Origin of the sequence: Sedimenticola hydrogenitrophicus, assembly GCF_025175675.1 — a bacterium.
GTDB lineage: Bacteria > Pseudomonadota > Gammaproteobacteria > Chromatiales > Chromatiaceae > Sedimenticola > Sedimenticola hydrogenitrophicus.
In genome coordinates this window covers 67,072-84,872 of the sequence record NZ_JANIOA010000008.1, presented here as the reverse complement: position 1 = coordinate 84,872, position 17,801 = coordinate 67,072, and the positions used below count along the sequence as shown (strand labels likewise).

At 59.2% G+C, this 17,801-nt stretch carries 13 protein-coding genes; 11 read left to right on the top strand and 2 right to left on the bottom strand.

The features are described 5' to 3' along the window. Positions 1–141: 141 nt before the first annotated feature. Together NPX02_RS06545 and NPX02_RS06540 are read right to left on the bottom strand one after the other, a co-directional pair. A complete protein-coding gene (locus tag NPX02_RS06545; protein WP_260292648.1) occupies positions 142–885 on the bottom strand; it encodes a carboxypeptidase-like regulatory domain-containing protein in 744 nt (247 codons plus the stop codon). Positions 886–917: 32 nt separating this feature from the next. Continuing rightward, entirely contained in the window at positions 918–3,458 is a 2,541-nt protein-coding gene (locus NPX02_RS06540) for a HEAT repeat domain-containing protein (RefSeq protein ID WP_260292647.1), read from the bottom strand. Between the two features lie 498 nt (positions 3,459–3,956). On the opposite strand from NPX02_RS06540, the gene NPX02_RS06535 reads away from it, so the two are divergent. The 11 genes from NPX02_RS06535 to NPX02_RS06485 all read left to right on the top strand — a co-directional run bounded on the left by NPX02_RS06535 (position 3,957) and on the right by NPX02_RS06485 (position 17,781). Further along, the gene (locus NPX02_RS06535; protein WP_260292646.1) at positions 3,957–4,112 is read left to right on the top strand and encodes a hypothetical protein; all 156 of its coding nucleotides are present in this window, start codon (positions 3,957–3,959) and stop codon (positions 4,110–4,112) included. A gap of 19 nt (positions 4,113–4,131) precedes the next feature. After that, positions 4,132–4,278, top strand: a complete 147-nt coding sequence (locus NPX02_RS06530) for a hypothetical protein (protein WP_260292645.1) — start codon at positions 4,132–4,134, stop codon at positions 4,276–4,278. Positions 4,279–4,298: 20 nt separating this feature from the next. Further along, the gene (locus NPX02_RS06525) at positions 4,299–6,212 is read left to right on the top strand and encodes a cytochrome ubiquinol oxidase subunit I (RefSeq protein ID WP_260292644.1); all 1,914 of its coding nucleotides are present in this window, start codon (positions 4,299–4,301) and stop codon (positions 6,210–6,212) included. Continuing rightward, positions 6,209–7,045, top strand: coding sequence for a c-type cytochrome (locus NPX02_RS06520; protein ID WP_260292643.1), 837 nt, complete (start codon positions 6,209–6,211; stop codon positions 7,043–7,045). The genes NPX02_RS06525 and NPX02_RS06520 overlap by 4 nt, the downstream gene beginning before the upstream one ends. Next, the gene (locus tag NPX02_RS06515; protein WP_260292641.1) at positions 7,042–9,474 is read left to right on the top strand and encodes a c-type cytochrome; all 2,433 of its coding nucleotides are present in this window, start codon (positions 7,042–7,044) and stop codon (positions 9,472–9,474) included. Before NPX02_RS06520 ends, NPX02_RS06515 begins: the two co-directional genes overlap by 4 nt. A 458-nt stretch (positions 9,475–9,932) precedes the next feature. Further along, positions 9,933–10,568: an SCO family protein gene (locus tag NPX02_RS06510; protein WP_260292640.1), complete on the top strand. Its 636-nt coding sequence runs from the start codon at positions 9,933–9,935 to the stop codon at positions 10,566–10,568. A 655-nt stretch (positions 10,569–11,223) separates the two neighbouring features. Continuing rightward, complete coding sequence (locus NPX02_RS06505) at positions 11,224–12,330, top strand: cytochrome-c peroxidase (protein WP_335342521.1); 1,107 nt, start codon at positions 11,224–11,226, stop codon at positions 12,328–12,330. A 15-nt stretch (positions 12,331–12,345) separates the two neighbouring features. Beyond that, complete coding sequence (locus tag NPX02_RS06500) at positions 12,346–13,584, top strand: cytochrome-c peroxidase (RefSeq protein WP_335342520.1); 1,239 nt, start codon at positions 12,346–12,348, stop codon at positions 13,582–13,584. After that, complete coding sequence (locus NPX02_RS06495; RefSeq protein ID WP_260292639.1) at positions 13,584–14,168, top strand: arsenate reductase (azurin) small subunit; 585 nt, start codon at positions 13,584–13,586, stop codon at positions 14,166–14,168. Before NPX02_RS06500 ends, NPX02_RS06495 begins: the two co-directional genes overlap by 1 nt. A gap of 2 nt (positions 14,169–14,170) precedes the next feature. Further along, entirely contained in the window at positions 14,171–16,864 is a 2,694-nt protein-coding gene (locus NPX02_RS06490) for an arsenate reductase (azurin) large subunit (protein ID WP_260292638.1), read from the top strand. A gap of 245 nt (positions 16,865–17,109) precedes the next feature. Beyond that, positions 17,110–17,781, top strand: a complete 672-nt coding sequence (locus NPX02_RS06485; protein ID WP_260292637.1) for a Crp/Fnr family transcriptional regulator — start codon at positions 17,110–17,112, stop codon at positions 17,779–17,781. Positions 17,782–17,801 lie beyond the last annotated feature (20 nt).

The window sequence follows — 17,801 nt, the reverse complement described above, 5'->3', positions numbered from 1 at the left end:
ATACCAAACTACAAACTGTGGTTATTGCAGAAGCCAGTAACCGAGGATGACGGCAATCACCAGGGCGTTGATGGCGCCCCCCACCATGGCCAGATAATCCAGCGGGGTGGGCTGCCATTTCTGTTTCCGCGCTGCACTCATTTATTTGAACGTGAAGTCAACGGTCGCGGTGCCATTGGCCGCCACTTCGACGGAGCCTTTCTGGTTTTTCAGCAGGCCGTGCCACGCCTTGATGGTGTATTTACCGGGCGGTACGTTGTCGATGGTGAACGAGCCATCCTCCTGGACCACGGCGAAGTAGGGGTTCTGGGCGACAAACACAAAGCCGTGCATGAAATCATGCGCATCGCACTCGATCTTCATCGCCGGTCCCTTTTTCAGGTCCACCTGCTTGGTTACGGTGTTGGGTTCGGGCTGGCTGACATTGCTCTGGGTCTTTTTCGGGCCGGTGTAGGAGCCGGTGAGCAACTCATAGGTATGGATGTTGTGCAGTACCGGGTCCTTATTCACCGCCGCCAGATTATTTTCGTTACGCATCACCTGAAGAAACGGGCTGAATTCACACCCCTTCTGGGTGACCGTGGCGTCGGCAACCTCCGCCGGGAAGGCCTTACCCTCTTTCACTTTATCCAGGTAGACCACGCTGTCCAACAGATGGCCATCCTTTACCCGCACGAAATCGATTTCGCGGCTGCCGTTGCCGCAGACATCGTTATCCTTGGATATGGTGTAGCTCTTGGCCGACTCATCCTTGCCGGCAAACTTGACCTTGCCGGTGATGCTGCCGCCGCCGCTGACCGCAGCCTCCTTGTAGGCCGCGGACTGGGCCGCCAGCGGGAGTGTGCAGAGGGTGGCGACACTGAGGGAAAGTAATAACTTCTTCATACGGATTCTCCTGATCGTAATGACCGTTAGCGTCAGGCAGCCTGCTGGGGCTGCTGAGGGTTTGTATTCAATAATGTTTCCAGTATTTCGATGTAGACGCTGCGCTTGAGGCTGCTGTCGGCACATTTCAGCTGGCACAGGAGCCGGTCGGCACAAAAATCAAAGTCGAATAGCTGCAGCGCCTGGCCGATGGGCCGCGCCTCCTCGCCGGACCAGTTGGCCACGCTGTCGATTATTTTGGCCGCCGCTGTTTTAGAAAAGGTCTTGTCAGACGCTTTGTCGACAAGCGGTCCCAGCGCGCGTGATGCCGCCACACGAACCGCCATTTCCGGACTGTCCAGTTTTTCCAATAACTTCCTGGCCACGGCGAGGGGTGGAATGTTGCGGATGACCATATGATCCGCCTCGTCCGGGTCGGCTCCATGCACAGCCAGTTGTGCCAAGGCGCCGATCGCCTGAACCTGTACATTGGCATTTTCATCATGCAAGGTTTCGATCAACGGAGCGAGCGCGACGCGGTTGCCCAGGTTTCCCAGGGCACGGGCACAGGTGACCCTTTGTTCCATATCACCGACGGTTAATTGGGTGATCAAGATGCCCACCGCATCCATCAATCCCGGCGTGGCGGGATTGCGTCTGCCGATCAGGCCGATGGCATCGGCCGCTTCGCGTCGCAGCAGACTATCGTCGTCACTCAAAGCCTGTACAAGTGCGGAGACCGCATCGCTGCTATGGCTGTCCGCGAGAATGCGTGCCCCCAGGCGACGTACATCCTGCTCCGGTGTAATGTTCCGCTGTGAGCGAAGGCGTTTCATGGTATTGATGTTTTCATCCACCACCGCCAGAAATTCCTGCGTCTCTTCATCCGCTTCAGTTTCCGTCGCGGGCTCGGATATCCCCAGGGTGACCTCCACATTGTCCATGGCAATGGCATCCAGGGTGGAGATCGCCTGCCTCACTTCCCCGGCCTGGACAATACGGCCAGCCTTTTCCGGCAGCTGCAGATCGACTGTCGGTGGGGGCGGCTGAATATAATCGGCCAGCACTTCAGGGAGCGGCTCCGGTGTTACCTCCTGCGTCACCTCCAGAGCTGCCGAGTCTTCTGTCGAAATTTCGGTTGCATAGGCATCCGGATTGTAATCCGCGGGCACTCGCAGTGGATCGGCGTCCACCGCCTCGTCGTCGTTGTGTGGATTCTCAATGGCGGGGCTGTCGGCATCCGCGGTGGCTGTCTGTTGCAGTTTCTCAAGGATCTCCTGGCGATCCGGAGCGAGCGTGATCTCGCCCCTGACGGCGGAGATGATGATTTCCAGGGGACGGGGATGCGCTTCCGCTTCAGCAGAGGATAATACGCTGTTTTTATCCAGCTCCATCAGGGCGGCGAGCGCCGCCAGCCGAACGGGTTGCTGCCGGTCGCCGATGCACTGGGTGAGGATTTCAACGGTCTCCCCGGTCAGGCATCCCATGCGGCCGAGTGCCAGGGCCGCCTCGCGGCGTACCATCGGATGGCCCGCGCGATTCTGCAATATGACCAGCAGTGTCGGCTCGGCCGCCGTGTCGCCATTGTGTCCCAGCAGTGAAGCGGCCGCGGAGGCCGTCTCCACGCTGCCATCCATCAGGCTGTCGCTGACTGCCTCCAGGTTCCGTGCGGACAACGGATTGACACCGGCCACTGGAATCAATGCGTTCATCAGGGTGCGCCGCACCTGACTGCTGGGATCACGCAGCAGGGGAAGCAGGGCCTCCTGGAGCCCGTCGACGGCGGAGCCCGTTCCACTCAATTGCAAGACTGACCTGATCGCGGCATCCCGGACCCGTTCCTCGGGGTCACGCAGCATCAGCAGCAGTGCCCGCAGGTAGTGGGTAGCATGGAGCGCCGCCAGGGATTCGGCCGCCTCGGCCCTTACCTCAGGTTCACTGTCCTGCAGCGCCCGGCCCAACGCCTTGACCGCCTGATCGGGCTCGGCATATCGCAGTGCCCGGGCGGCGCGATAACGGGATTGTGGGCGGCGTTCGCTGTTCTGCAGGCGGGCGATCAGCGTTTCGACCCCGCGATTTGGGATCTGTGCCAGGGCGCGCAGGATTTCATTCTCGATATCCTGCTCGTTCTCGTCGTCAAGAATTCTTTCCAGGTCATCGACGACGGACTCCGCCCGCAATCTGCCCAGTGCCTTTACCGCTTCCAGTTGCACATTCCACCAGGGATCCCAGTCACTCTCCCACTCCATCCCCTCCGGGCGCTGGTTCATGACTCGATGTAACGCCTGGATGGCAGCTTCTCCACCGATATGGCCGACCGCCTCCGCTATCGACGCACAGATTTCGCCGTCCGTCTCGTTGTTCAGGGCTTCAACCAAGTCGGGAACCGCGACCGCTGAGCCGATCTTGCCCAGGGCGTCCGCCGCATCGACACAGACATCGATATCCTCGTTCCGCAGATAGGGGATGAGCTGCGTGACGGCGCTCTCCGCCTTCAGTGCGCCCAGTGCGCGTATGGCATGGCAGCGGTCTGCTTCATCGCCCGTTTGAATGAGTTCACACAGTGCTTCGACAGTTTGGTTGCATGAAGGCATGGGAATGCAAATGTCCTGGTGTTTGAGTTGCCCAGTGAGAATGCACTAATCGTACCAGTTGAAAAATGTTGATTGATTCCGCGGTCGCGGCCTGTGGTGGGTATTTTCAATCCTTTTCGGGTGGCACGAATTGTTCAATCGCGGCCGGAAATCCGGCATGGCGTGAACAAAGTGTTCACCTGTTCCGCTATCCAAAACACAATAGTCACCATCCCCGCGTGCGGTTGAATAAAAAATGCCATTGAAAAGTGCCGTGTGAATAGTTCGTTCTGTACTCCTGCGCCTGAAACCGGTTGATCCGGTGTTATACCCGTCTGCCGGGCGCTCTTTCCGGTTGCGCGCTAGTTGCAGTGTTATCAAGGGTTAGCCGTGGGATCAGCTGTTTTCTTCGGTTTGGTTGTCTGGCGTCTGTTTTGTTGGCCTGCATTTTGCTCTGGCCTTGGGAGCTTCACATAAACAGATATTCGAAAACACCTTTGTGGTGTGGCTGGGGAAAAAATGAATCGTGCACCTGATGAGCATAGTGAAACCGTCCGGGATCCAGGAAAAAAAGCCTGGGGGCCAAAACTGTTTCTCGCCACGCTGCTGGCCTTGTTGGTTTTCTTCTACTGGCTGCTGATCTACTCCGGCGGTGTGGTTGTTCAGCACGGTTAGGCACAGTTAAGGAGGTTGCGTGGATAAAAATATGCAGAGAGGGATGGTCGTTGCGGCGACTGTCATGGCTTTTGTGGTGGTCCTGGCCGCGTTCTATGGACTTGACCATTTTGTGATGAGTATTCAGGGGCTGCCGCTGAATATGGACTTGAGTCCAGCGCAGTGAAGAGAACCGGGGTTTTTTCAATGATGTATAGAAATGATTTTGCTTCCGGCAGGTCGTGCTGGAAGCCGTCGCTGGTTGCCATGCTGCTGACCCTGTTGCTTGGGTTCTCGCTGAGTGCAATGGTGCAGGCGGCCCAGGACACGGGCGGCGAGAGCGTCGCGCAACGGATCGCTCCGGTGGGTCAGGTGTGGGTCGAGGGCGAGCCCGCGCCGGAAACCGAACCGGTTGCGGAGGTGGCGACCGAGGAGGCGCCGGTCTACGTGGCGCCGCGTCCGACGCGCAAGGATTATCCCGATATCGGCGTCAGCAGTCGCGCCGTGGTGTGGATTCTGGCCCAGATGCATCTCTTCTTCGGTGCCCTGGTGCTGGCGGTGCCGCTGTTTGTGTTGATTATCGAACTGGTGGGGCAGTCCACGGGTGACGAGCGCTATGACGACATGGCGCATGAGTTCATGAAGATCAGCCTTACCGGCTTCTCCATTACCGCGATTTTTGGCGGCACCCTGGCGCTGGCCCTGTTTGTGCTCTATCCCGATTTCATGGGCTACATGATGCGGGTGTTCGGCGCCCAGTGGATCGTCTACGCCGGGCTCTTTTTCCTGGAGAGCTTTTTCCTCTACACCTATTACTACGGCTGGAACGCCATGCGTTATGGCAACCTGAAATGGTTGCACCTGACCCTGGGTCTGCTGCTCAATGGTGCCGGTATGACCATCATGGTGATGGCCAACTCCTGGGCCACCTTTATGATGGCGCCCTCCGGCGTGAATGAAGTGGGGGCGATTGTCGGTAATATCTGGGAGGTGATGAAGGGGCCGTTGTGGAACCCGATCAACCTGCACCGGTTTATCGCCAATATCGCCTTTGGCGGCGCGGTCGTGGGTGCCTACGCGGCCTTCAAATTCCTCAGCACCCGGGATCCGGCAAAACGGGCGCATTATGACTGGATGGGTTATACCTCCAATTTCATTGCCCTGCTGGCTTTCCTGCCGCTGCCGTTTGCCGGCTACTGGCTGATGGCGGAGATCTACGCCTACTCACAGCAGATGGGCATCACCGCCATGGGCGGTATCCTGGCCTGGCTGTTTATCGTTCAGGCGGTGCTGATCGGCACCATCCTGCTGGCGGCCAACTACTACCTCTGGGCCGGTATGTCGCGCACCGAGGGCTCGTCTCGCTATCAGTGGTTGATCAAGTATATCGCCCTGATCCTGGTGGTCTGTTTCCTCATCTGGGTAACGCCCCATACGCTGCTGCTGTCGGCATCGGAGATCGCCGCGCTGGGCGGCAGCCATCATCACTACCTCGGTCCTCTCGGCATCATGCCGGCGAAGAACATCGCGGTGAACCTGATGCTGATCGTCACCTTCCTCTCGTTCCAGCTCTACCGGCGGTCGGATAAGGTGGCGACCGTCTCCTGGGCGCCCGTCGGCAATGCGCTGCTGGTGGCGATCTATGTGGTGGCGATCCTGAATGTCATCTTCCTCGGGATCTATTTCGGTTACTTCACCAATACGGTCTACAAGGTGGGCTCCTCGGTGGCGCAGGTCGCCTCCACACTGGTGGTCATCATCTCCGGTATCGTGATCGACAGCCTGATGTTCCGCGGCGCCAGGACCCTGCCGTCACACTGGGGTCGGATTCCCGATCGCGCCCAGTACGCCCTGTTTGCGCTGCCCATCGCCTTTACCTGGTTGATGGGGCTGATGGGCTATGTGCGCTCCTCGGTCAAGACCCACTGGCATGTCTATACGGTGATGCAGGATAACTCGCCAGATAACTTCATCCCGACCATCGGTTATGCCGGCAATATGATCACCATCGTGACCGTGCTGTTCCTGCTGTTCGTCCTGTTCATGTTCTGGATCGCCAATCTCGGCAGCAGCAGACAGCCGGTGCCTGTTCGCGCGGCGGCGATGGAGGGAGTGGCATGAGTGTATTGATCAAGACAGTGGGTTTCAGCCTTGGGCTGACCCTGGTGTTTACCGGCGTGGCCAATATGCTGCCCCAGGTAGAGGGCGACGCACCGGTGGATGTCAAGGTGGATCTCAGTGCGTTGACCATGGATGACTTTGTCGCCATGGGCGAGGATCTGTTCAACAACAAGGGCACTTGCACACTCTGCCACAAACCGGCACCCCTGGGTCGGGCACCGGATGTGCAGGGCACAAACATGGTCGCCATTACGACGGAACGGCTGGCCGATGAGCGCTACCAGGGCAAGGCGACCGATGCGGCTTCCTATATCCTGGAGTCGATGCTCGAACCAAGCGCCTACGTGGTAGCCGGCTGGGGCAAGAAGGGAAGTGATGACGCCGAGTCGCCCATGCCGGCCGTCGATAAGGCACCGATCCAGCTGAGCGACATCGAGGTGGACGCCATTATCGCCTATCTGCAGGCGAAGGACGGAAACGAGGTCACGGTAGTGCTGCCCTCACCCGATGCGGCGGCGGAAGTGGCGAAAAGTGACGCCGCTCCGGGAGGGGCTGGCGCCGCACCGGCGCCGGCAGCCAGCGGGGAAGAGGCAGTGGCCAAGTATACCTGCACGGCATGCCATGCCCTGGACAATGACGATACCCTGGTGGGGCCGGGTCTGGGCCACGTGGGTGCCCGTCTGAACGAAGGAGAGATCCGGCAGAGTATTATCGATCCCAATGCGGTGATCGCGGAGGGCTTCCCCGCTGCCATGCCGGGTGATTTTGCGGAAAAGATGACGGTCAGGGAGTTGGAGATGATCGTGAAGTTGTTGGCGGAGAAGAAACAGTGAATGCAATCAGAATCCCTGCCTTTTGGCAGGCCGTGCTGGTCATGATCGGCGCCTATCTACTGTTCGATAATATTTTTGTCCTGATCAATCTGCTGACCGGCGAAGCGCACTCGGCACTGATGCCGAAGACGCTGATGGTGCAGTACATGGTGATCACCGTGATTGCCGTGCTGCTCTATTTCGCCTTTGATGACAGTCGCTGGGTTGAATTCAAGGCGCCGATACTTTCCACCTTGCGTGATGACGGCAAGGCGCTGGTGCGCTGGTCGTTGCTGTTGCTGGTCCCGGCCATTGTCGGCTATACCGTATATGGAATGGTGTTGCCCACCAGTGATGCCCCCGTGGAGTTGCGCCAGGTGCATCCGGCGCCGCCGGCGTCGGTCAAGGTGTTCAACAAGACCTTTGACCTGGGGACACTGGAAAACCCGGTGAGGGAAGAGATCCTCCAGACCCTGGCCCGGGATGAAGAGGCGGGATGGGAGAAATATCAGGCGGCGGTCACCGCCGGCCGGGATGTCTATTACCAGAACTGCTTCTACTGTCATGGCGATCTGCTGGATGGCAAGGGACACTATGCGGCCGGATTCAATCCGCAGCCGATCAATTTCCAGGACGCCACCATTATTCCCCAGTTGCAGGAGTCCTTCCTGTTCTGGCGTATCACCACGGGTGGACCGGGCCTGCCGAAAGAGGGTACGCCATGGAACTCGGCCATGCCGGTATGGCATGAGATGCTCAAGGAGCAGGATGTCTGGAACGTCATCACCTTCCTGTTTGATTACAACGGCCAGGTGCCGCGTATCTGGGATCCGGCGGTTTCAAAGACCGTTACCGGGATGAAGGACAAGGTGCTGGCAAAGCGGGCGGGCATAAAGGGCAAGGAGCTCTACCAATTCCGCTGCGAGGTGTGCCATGGCGAGCAGGGCATGGGTGATGGTATCGCGGCGGAGCGTATGTACCCCAAGCCCCGCGACTTCAGTCTGGCCCTGTTCAAGTACAAGACGACGCCCGGCACCACCCTGCCCAGGGATGAGGATCTGTTTGACACGATCAAATACGGCCTGCCCGGAACCGGCATGCCCGGCTGGGGCTCGATGATGACGGATGATCAGATCCGCAGCCTGTTGCCGGTGATCAAGGGCTTTGATTTCACCTCGGCCTGGCCGCCGGAGGGCGCCGATGAAGCAGCGTTCGATGACGAGGGCCGCTATACGAAAAGCGATTTCCGGGTGATCACCGACCAGGAACCGCAGGAGGGACAGATCACCTATTCCGAAGAGTCCCTGGCCAAGGGCAAGGTTGCCTTCGAAAAGTCCTGTTCCGAGTGCCACGGCAATACTGGGCGGGGTAACATCATGTCCGGCAAGCAGTTGCAGGATGACTGGGGCAACCGCATCTGGCCGCGTGACCTGACCAAGCCCTGGACCTGGCGGGCTACCGAGGCACGGGTGAAAGGCGAGAAGTCACGCGAGACCACCATCCGCAATATCTACACCCGGCTCTCCATTGGTATTCCCGGCACCCCGATGCCTGCGCATCGCGCGGTGGAAGAGGGCAACAAGGACCCGGTGAGCCTGGAGGACCGCTGGCATATCGCCAACTATGTCTACAGTCTGCGTGAAACCACGGTACAGCCGAAGGATGGTCCGGTGGTGGCGGGCATGAAGGTGGCAGGTGGCGTGCCGGCCACGCTGGACGATCAGCGCTGGTCGGAGGCGCCGGCGGTCACGCTGCAGCTGGTGCCCAATATCATCAAAGCCGATCGTCTGTTCACCCCACTGAATGATGCGGTGACAGTGCGGGCGCTCTACGACGACAAGGAGATCGCCTTCCTGCTGGAGATGGATGACCGCACCGAGAGCCGTCCGGGTATCGAGTATTTCACCGAGCTGCAGGACGAGAATCTTGAAATGCACCCGGATGCCTTCGCCATCCAGTTCCCCCGTGAGGATGGGTACCTCTCCGCGCCCATGGTGGAGAAACCGCTCTATCGGCACGGCGACGCCAAGCGCAATACCACCATCTGGTACTGGAACGCGGGCAGCGTGGAACCGGCGCGGGATGCCGTGGGCATGCTCCTGGAGGGCAGTGGGCCGGATAAAAAGCTGAAACCGCGTGATGCCGATGGTTCGTTCACGGCGCAAGGTGCCTGGCAGGACGGCAAGTGGCGTGTGCTGATGAAGCGGCCCAGGGATGCGGGGAATGGCGACATGGTATTCCAGGAAGGGCAGTTCATGCCGGTCTCGTTCGCCAACTGGGATGGCAGCAACGGGGAGGTGGGGTCAAAGCACACCCTGAGTACCTGGTACTGGCTGTTCCTGCCGCCGGAGATGGATGTCTACAAGGTTTATGGACTGCCCATCGGTATTGCCCTGTTGATTTTTCTCGCCGGACTTTGGTTGGTATCGGTACAGCGCAAGAAGCGCTGAGAGCCCGCGCGGGGTGGGCACGTTTGTTGTGCCTGACCCGTGACTGGTTACTGTATCCAGATGTAGGATGCCGGTGAGGCACGAACCGCATCAATTTCGATGCCCACAACCGATGCGGTTCGCAAGCTCACCAGCATCCTACGGAACGGAACGGTTTTTGAGCCCAGTTGGTAGGGTGGATAAGCCGGTAGGCGCATCCACCGTAGCACTGATATATCTCGCAGAGACGCCAAGAGCGCAAAGAAAACTCGCTATCAATCTTGGCGCTCTTGGCGTCTCTGCGAGAGTATTCTTTAATAATCCGGGGAACTGATTTTATTCCACGGACGCAGGTCGGATTAGTTGGTGGATGCGCCTACCGGCTTATCCATCCTACATTTGCTGGCTATTGCACCCGTAACGGTCCCGTTGTATCGACACGGCACACGGATGACCGCATCAATGACAGGAGATGAATCATGTGGGGGTTGAATGAACCGCGTGGGCAGAAAAAGCGTGCTCGCCCTACACTGCCGTTGATCGTGCTTTTTATCTCGTTCTGGAGCGCCACGGTAATGGCGGAGGGTTTCCCCTCGGCCCAAGACGCACCGCAGATCAGCGAGGCTCCCGTCGGCGGTGATTTCCAGCTCGACTCCAGTCGCGGACCCATCGCCCTGAAGGATTTCCGCGACCAGGTGGTGCTGCTCTACTTCGGCTACACCAAGTGCCCGGATGTCTGCCCCACCTCGCTCTCTATCATGACCCAGGTGCTGAATGGTCTGGACGAGGCCGAATTGTCCCAGGTGCAGGGACTGTTTGTCAGTGTCGATCCGGAGCGTGACACCTTTGCCGTGCTGGATGAGTATGCCGACTATTTCCATGAGAAAATTACCGGCATCACCGGAAGTCCGGAGGCAGTGGCGCAGGTTGCGGCACAATACGGTGCCCGCTATTACCAGGTGGAGCTGGAGGGCTCATCCTTCGGCTATGCGGTAAACCACTCGTCGGTGATCTATCTGGTCTCCCGGCAGGGCATCCTGCGATTTATCTTTCCCCACGCCACCCCGTCCCCGGTGATCCTCGAAGCGGTCCGTTATCTGCTCGCCAACGAGTGACGCTGTTCGTGCTCCATCCTGAAAACCGATCATAGGGCGCCCCGTGGGCGCCGTCGGCGGGCACGGCCCGCCCTATGGGTGGTACCGGTAACGGGGGAACAGCGCGGCCGCCTCTTTCCGAACCACTGATCCACACGGATGAACACAGATTGTATTAAGGGCTCGCATCGACGCAGCAGGTGGGCACAAAAATTGTGCTGTTCTGTAGGATGCTGGTGAGCTTGCGAACCGCATCGGTCGCAGGCACTGAAATTGATGCGGTTCGTGCCTCACCAGCATCCTACCTCAGCCCCGTGGCCTGGATGAAGCCTTGTAGGGTGGGCGCGGTTTTGTGCCCACGCGGATGACCGCCTCTTCCAGAACACCAGCGCTGTATTCCACGATTCCCGTTGTTTGAACAAAATGAACTTTCCGGTTTTTACATCCCTGCACATGGAACAGTTCATTCAATCCCACACCCAAAAAATATTGATCAGAATCATCGCGTAGCATATAACAACTTGATTAATAACAAAAATAATTACCACAAAAAATGTGGCCTGAAAACTGCAAAACACTAAGCGCGTTTCAGACCGTCGGTTTATTAAAAAGTTCAGGTGCGATGGTTCGCAGCTGAAATAACCGGCAAAGCAATAATTGACCTGGAGGAATTCCAATGGGTGTACGAGTCACGAACGGGCGTGCTCTCCTGGCCGCGGTGATGGGGCTGGGTGTGGCAGTGAGCGCGCAAGCGGGCGAGTATCCGGATATCGGTCCCCTGCCTGCATTGAAAGTGGATGCGGCCAAGGCCGAACTGGGTAAGCGGCTGTTCTTCGACAAGCGGCTTTCCGGTGATGCCGGTATCGCCTGTTCCACCTGCCACGCGCCGGAAAACGGCTTTGGCAGCAAGGAGGCGCTGTCGCCGGGCTATCCCGGTAACGGCAACTTCCGTAACGCGCCGAGCGTGATCAACACGGCCTACAAGAAGGTGTGGCTGCATGACGGCCGCATCGGCACCGACCTGAATGATGTGACCCGTGAGATGATCACCGAGGATTACATCATGAACATGGACATGCGCATCATGCAGGAGCGGTTGAAGCAGGATCCGGTCTATGTGGAGATGTTCAAGGCGGCCGGAAAGAACGAGCCGAGCAACGGCGGCGCCCGCAGCATGATCCCCGAGTACCTGAAGAGCCTGACCTCGCGGAATGCGCCCTTCGACAGCGGCAAGCTGTCCGCTTCCGCCAAGAGTGGCATGGCCCTGTTCAAGGACAAGGCGGGCTGTATCCAGTGCCACAATGGCCCGCTGCTCAGCGACCAGAAACCGCACAACACCGGCGTGCCGGAGAACCTCGACGTGTTCCTGGACCCGATGAACCACCAGGCCTTTGTCGCCTTCACCATGTTCCAGGGCATTCCCAACTATATGGCGCTCAAGCGCGATCCGGGCTACCTCAACATCACCCTGGATCCGAAGGACATGGGCAAGTTCATCACCCCCAGCCTGCGTGAACTGAAGTACACCGCGCCCTACATGCACAACGGCACCCTCAACACCCTGGCCGAGGTGGTGGAGTTTTACAACCAGGGCGGCGGCAAGGACCGCAACAAGAGCCCGCTGCTGAAACCGTTGCAGCTGAGCAAGGCGGAAAAGAAGGACCTGGTGGCCTTCCTGGAGGCCCTCTCCGGCGATCAGCTCACCAGCGACCAGTATGTCTGGAAGGGTGAGTATCCGGCTGAGTATCCGGCCATCGACAACTGGACCCAGGTCCGTAACTGAGTTGAGGAGAGAGTCATGAGAAAGATGAAATTTGCTCCTACCTTGGTGGCCGCCGCTGTATCGACCGTGCTATTGGCCGGTTGTAATGCCCAGGCCAGCAAGCAGGAGGCCGCTACGATGGCGCCGGTGGGCAAGGCGATGCTCGCCAAGAGTGAACAGGCGGCCTTCGCGCCCCTGGCGCCGCTCGGCCCGCCGCCCCAGGCAGCGGATAACCTGACCACGCCGGACAAGGCTGAGTTGGGCAAACTGCTGTTCTTCGATCCCCGGGTGGGCGGTGACGCCTCCACCGGTTGTTCCACCTGTCATGAACCGGAGCAGGGCTGGGCCTGGGCGGAAGACTTCTCCCGCGGCTATCCCGGCACCGTGCACTGGCGCAACAGCCAGACCATTATCAACAGCGCCTACTATCCCCGCCTGTTCTGGGCCGGTTCCGCCAGTTCTCTGGAGAAACAGGCCAAGTCCGCCGCCACTGGTGGCGTGGCCGGCAACGGCGAGAGCGACATCATGGAGGCGCGTCTGGCGTTGATTCCCGAGTACCGCAAACGCTTCAAGGATGTGTTCGGTGACGAATGGCCGCTGATCGAGAACGTCTGGCGGGCCATCGCGGCCTACGAGACCACCCTGGTACAGCGCGACACCCCGCTGGACAAATACCTGCAGGGCGACAAGGCGGCATTGAGCGCGGAGCAGGTGCGTGGCAAGGCGCTGTTCGAGGGCAAAGCGGGTTGTATCCAGTGCCATAACGGTGCCATGGCATCGGATATGGATTATCACAACATCGGCGTGCCGGCCAACAAACGTTGGGAAGAGGATGGGTTGGCGCAGATCACCTTCCGTTACGAGCAGTACGCCAAGGGCCAGACCGAGGAGGGGTACCGCACCGCCAAGTCGGATTGGGGCTTCTACTACCGCAGCAAGAACAAGTGGGACAAGGGCAAGTTCCGTACGCCCTCCCTGCGTTATACCGCCCATACCGCGCCCTACATGCACAACGGTATCCTCTACACGCTGGAGGATGTGGTCGAGTTCTATAACCGGGGCGGCTTCGATGAAGAGGGTCGCACCACCCAGTTCGCCGAGAACAAGTCCAAGTTGATCAAGCCCCTGGGTCTGACCGATCAGGAGAAGGCGGATCTGGTGGCATTCCTGGAGTCCTTCTCGGGTGATCCTATCACCACCGAGAAGCCCGCGCTGCCCGAATACGCGCCACTGTTTACGCGTGCCGAGCTCGAAGCGGCACAGGAGGCAAAGTAATGTCTGAATTAATCAAAAAAGACGAGACAGCCGCCGGGCACGCCCAGTGCATGCTCAACCGCCGTCAGTTTCTGATGTACACCGGCACCACGGCGGCCGCGGTCAGTACCATCTCACTCAACCTGTTTCCGGGCGAGGCCCATGCCAAGGCCCGGGTGGTGGGTTATCCGCGTCAGCACATCGGCAAACTGAGCCAGCTGAAGGAGAACACGCCGCTGGATTTCAACTATCCCGACAAGAACCAGAACTCCCAGTGCTTCGTGGTCAAGATGGATGGGGCCAAAGCGGGCGGCGGTATCGGTCCGCAGCGCGATGTGGTGGCGTTCAGTTATCTCTGTACCCATCAGGGCGGATTCATGAATGGCAAGTATCAGGCGGTCGGTGAGCACCGTGTACTGGGCCAGTGCCCGCTGCACCTCTCCACCTACGACCTGACCCGCCACGGCATCATCGTCTCGGGCCAGGCCTACCAGAGCATTCCCCAGGTACTGCTGGAACTGGATGGCGATGACATCTACGCCGTCGGTGTCATGGGTCTGCTGTTTGGCCGTAATCAAAACCTGATGGAATCCCAGGAGTCATAATCATGTCTAGCAAGTACTATCTTCCCGAGGACAAGACGCCTCTGCCTCCGGTGAACGCGGAGGTGCTGACCACCTGCTGCGACTACTGCATCGTGGCCTGCGGCTACAAGGTCTACCGCTGGCCGGTGGGTACCCCGGATGGCGGTGACCAGGCGCATGAGAACGCCCTGAAGGTGAGCTTCCCGTCCGGCCCGCTGCAGGCCTGGGTAGCCCCCACCCAGCACAACGTGGTGATGCATGACGGTCGTCCGCACAATGTGGTGATCATTCCGGACAAGGATGCCAAGGCGGTCAACCTGGCCGGTGACTCCTCCATTCGCGGCGGTTGCCTGGCCGAGAAGGTCTACAACCCGGATAAACCGACCAAGGATCGGTTGATGTCGCCGATGATTCGCATCAACGGCACCCTGCAGCCGGTCTCCTGGGACATGGCCCTGGATGTGGCCACCGAGGTGATGAAGCATGTGGTGAACAAGCATGGTGTCAATGCCTACGGCATGAAGACCTATTCCTACCAGTACATCGAGAACACCTATGCCATCAAGAAGTTTGCGCTTCGCCACATGAAGACGCCCAACTTCACCTACCACGACACGCCGGCTGATGTAACCTCCACGCCGGGATTCCGTGACGCCGGTTTCGATAACTTCGGTCCCTCCTACCAGGATTGGAGTTCGGCCGAGTCGCTGATGATCTGTGGTACCGATCCCTACGAGACCAAGACCATCCTGTTCACCCAATATATCAAACCGGCGATCGATGCCGGGCAGAAGACGGTCTGGATCAACGTGCGTGAAACCGCCGGCATCGCCTATGCCAAGAGCCGCGGCAACGCCCTGTTCCTGCAGATCGACCCCGGCACCGACGTGCCGGTTATGGGGGCCATCGCCCGGGTCATCCTGGAGAACGGCTGGGAGGACAAGGCGTGGATCGAGAAATGGGTCAACAACAAGTGGGAGTCCGACTCCGGCTTTGGCCAGGGCACCCGCAATACCCCCTGGCAGTGGCGTACGACCTGGGGCAAATTCCAGACCAAGGGCTTCGAGGACTACAAGAAGTGGAACCTGGCGCAGAAAGAGTATGATCCCAAGGTCGCGGCCCAGATCGCCAATATCGATCCCGCCGATATCTACAAGGCGGCGGAGATGTTGGCCAAGCCGAAGGCGGACGGCAGCCGGATGAAGACCTCGTTCGCTATCGAGAAGGGATTCTACTGGTCCAACAATACCGGCAATACCAATGTAGTGAGTTCATTGGCGACCATTTGTGGCGCAGGTGGCCGGCCGGGTCAGGTTGTCGGTCGTCTGGGTGGCCACCAGCGTGGCGGTACCGGCGGTGGTAGCTATCCGCGCAACAAGTCGGCCCAGAAGCGTCCGGGCCGTCGGCGTCAGGCGCTGGACTGTGACCGCTACTTCTACTCCGGTCATACCCGCTTTGCCCATGTCATCGGCACCACCTGGATCCAGTCCATGTGCGGATCGGGCGGTCTCAACGCCAAGTTCGAGGAACTGGTCACCAACAATCCGAACCAGGTCCGATCCTTCGACAAGCAGGAGATCATCGATACCCTGAAGGCGCGTGCCGATTCCGGTGGTACCGTGGTGCTCAACCAGGAGATCTACCTGCGTGATCCGATCGGCTCCCGCTTCGCGGATATCGTGCTGCCGGCGGCCACCTGGGGCGAGTCGGACTTCATCCGCGCCAACGGTGAGCGTCGCCTGCGGCTCTACTCCAAGTTCTACGACGCCCCGGGCGATGCCAAGCCGGACTGGTGGATCATGGCGGAACTCGGCAAACGCATGGGCTTCGACGGTTTTGACTGGAAGGACGCCAATCAGGTGTGCGAGGAGTCTTCCCGTTACAGCCGCGGCAACCGCAAGGCCTACCACATGATCAAGGTGGCCGCCCATGCGGAGGGCAAGACCCTGCATGAGAAGTTGCGTGAGTTGGGCACCACCGGTATCCAGGGACCGACCTTCTACAACTACAAAACCGGCGAGCTGCTGGGTACCAAACGTCTGCACGATACCACTGTGACAGAAGATCAGATGGTAGCCGAGGGGCGGACAACCGGTGCCAACATGGTGAACAAGAAGGGCACGCACTTCAATTCACAGACCGGCAAGGTGAACATCCAGAAACATCCGTGGGATCTGTTCTCCGATTACTGGGAGTGGATGAAACCGAAAGAGGACGAACTTTGGCACACTAATGGCCGCATCAACGAAGTCTGGCAGTCCGGCTTTGATGACGTGGACCGGCGGGCCTATATTGCCCAGCGCTGGCCGGAGAACTGGACCGAGATCCACCCGGATGATGCCGCCGCACGCGGTATCGAGTCGGGCGATCAACTGCTCCTGTTTTCCGACCGGGTGCCGAACTTCCGCCAGACCATCAAGGGCGTGCACGGCGCTGACTTCAACTTCGCCGAGCTGCTGAAAAACGGCTGGATCGAGCTGAACAAAGCGGCGGTAACCGCGGTTGCCATTGTGACGCCGCATGTGAAGAAGGGGACCATGTACTCTTACTTCATCAATACCAGCCAGCCCAGTAATGCGTTGCAGGGTCGCGTGCCTGACCAGATCAGCGGCAACTACAACTACAAGATGGGTGTGGCCCGGGTGAAGAAGATCGGCGAGTCGAAGTACAAGAGCGAGTTCCGCTCCATGTCCTTCGCGCCTCGCAATATCGTCTGATCCGGCGTGTTATCAACCTAGGATACAGGGGCGGCCTTTGGGTCGCCCCTTGTACTCTGTCAAGATGATATTGACATCAATATCATCTTGACAGAGTACCTGTACATGGCGTCGTTGTTCCGCTTGTCATGGTGAAGTCCGCCGTGAAAAGAGGAACCAAAAAGGAGGTGAAACCGATGCTGCCAAGTCCCTGTTTAACCCTGTGCAGGTCAAGTGATGCCGGTTGTGCCGACATCGGAAGCGGTATGATACAGGCGGAATCCTGTCCGCTGAATGCCATCTGTCCCTACGGTGGGCGTGCTTCCGAAGGCGAGGCGCTGCACGTGGTGCGCCAGGGCCTGCAATTTTCTCCCGACACGGTTTATGTGGTTCGCAGCGGCTGTATCCGGATCAGCGAGCGGTCCGGCGATCTGGAGTGGGCCAGCTTCCGCCTGCCTGGCGAGCTGTTCGGTACCCGCAGCCTGTTCAATAACGACATGAAACGCGCACGCGCCATGGCGACGATGGACTGCCAGTTGTGCCGACTGCCCCGCCGCCTGCTGCTTGGCCGCTCGCAGGACAACCTGCAGGCGATCCAATCCATCGGTCAGGCATTTGCCTCCGAGCAGGCGCTGCTCCAGGCGTCGTTATACCGCCACCGGATGCACAGTGACGCCCGGGTGGCCGATTTTCTGCTGGAGATGTGCCGGCGGCTGCCGGAGATGGACAAAGGCGCGGCGCCGCGAGTTGAGCTGAGAATGAGCCGCAGCGATATCGCCTGTCATCTCGGCATGGCCCAGGAGACCCTCAGCCGGGTGTTGAAGCGCCTGATCGATGCGCGGCTGATCGAGGTTAAGGGACGCGGGATAGCCCTGCTGGATATGGCCGAACTGCGCTATCTTGCCGTTTCCGGCAAGGAGTATGTGTCCCGGTTGTGATGTCAGGGACCAGGGAACAG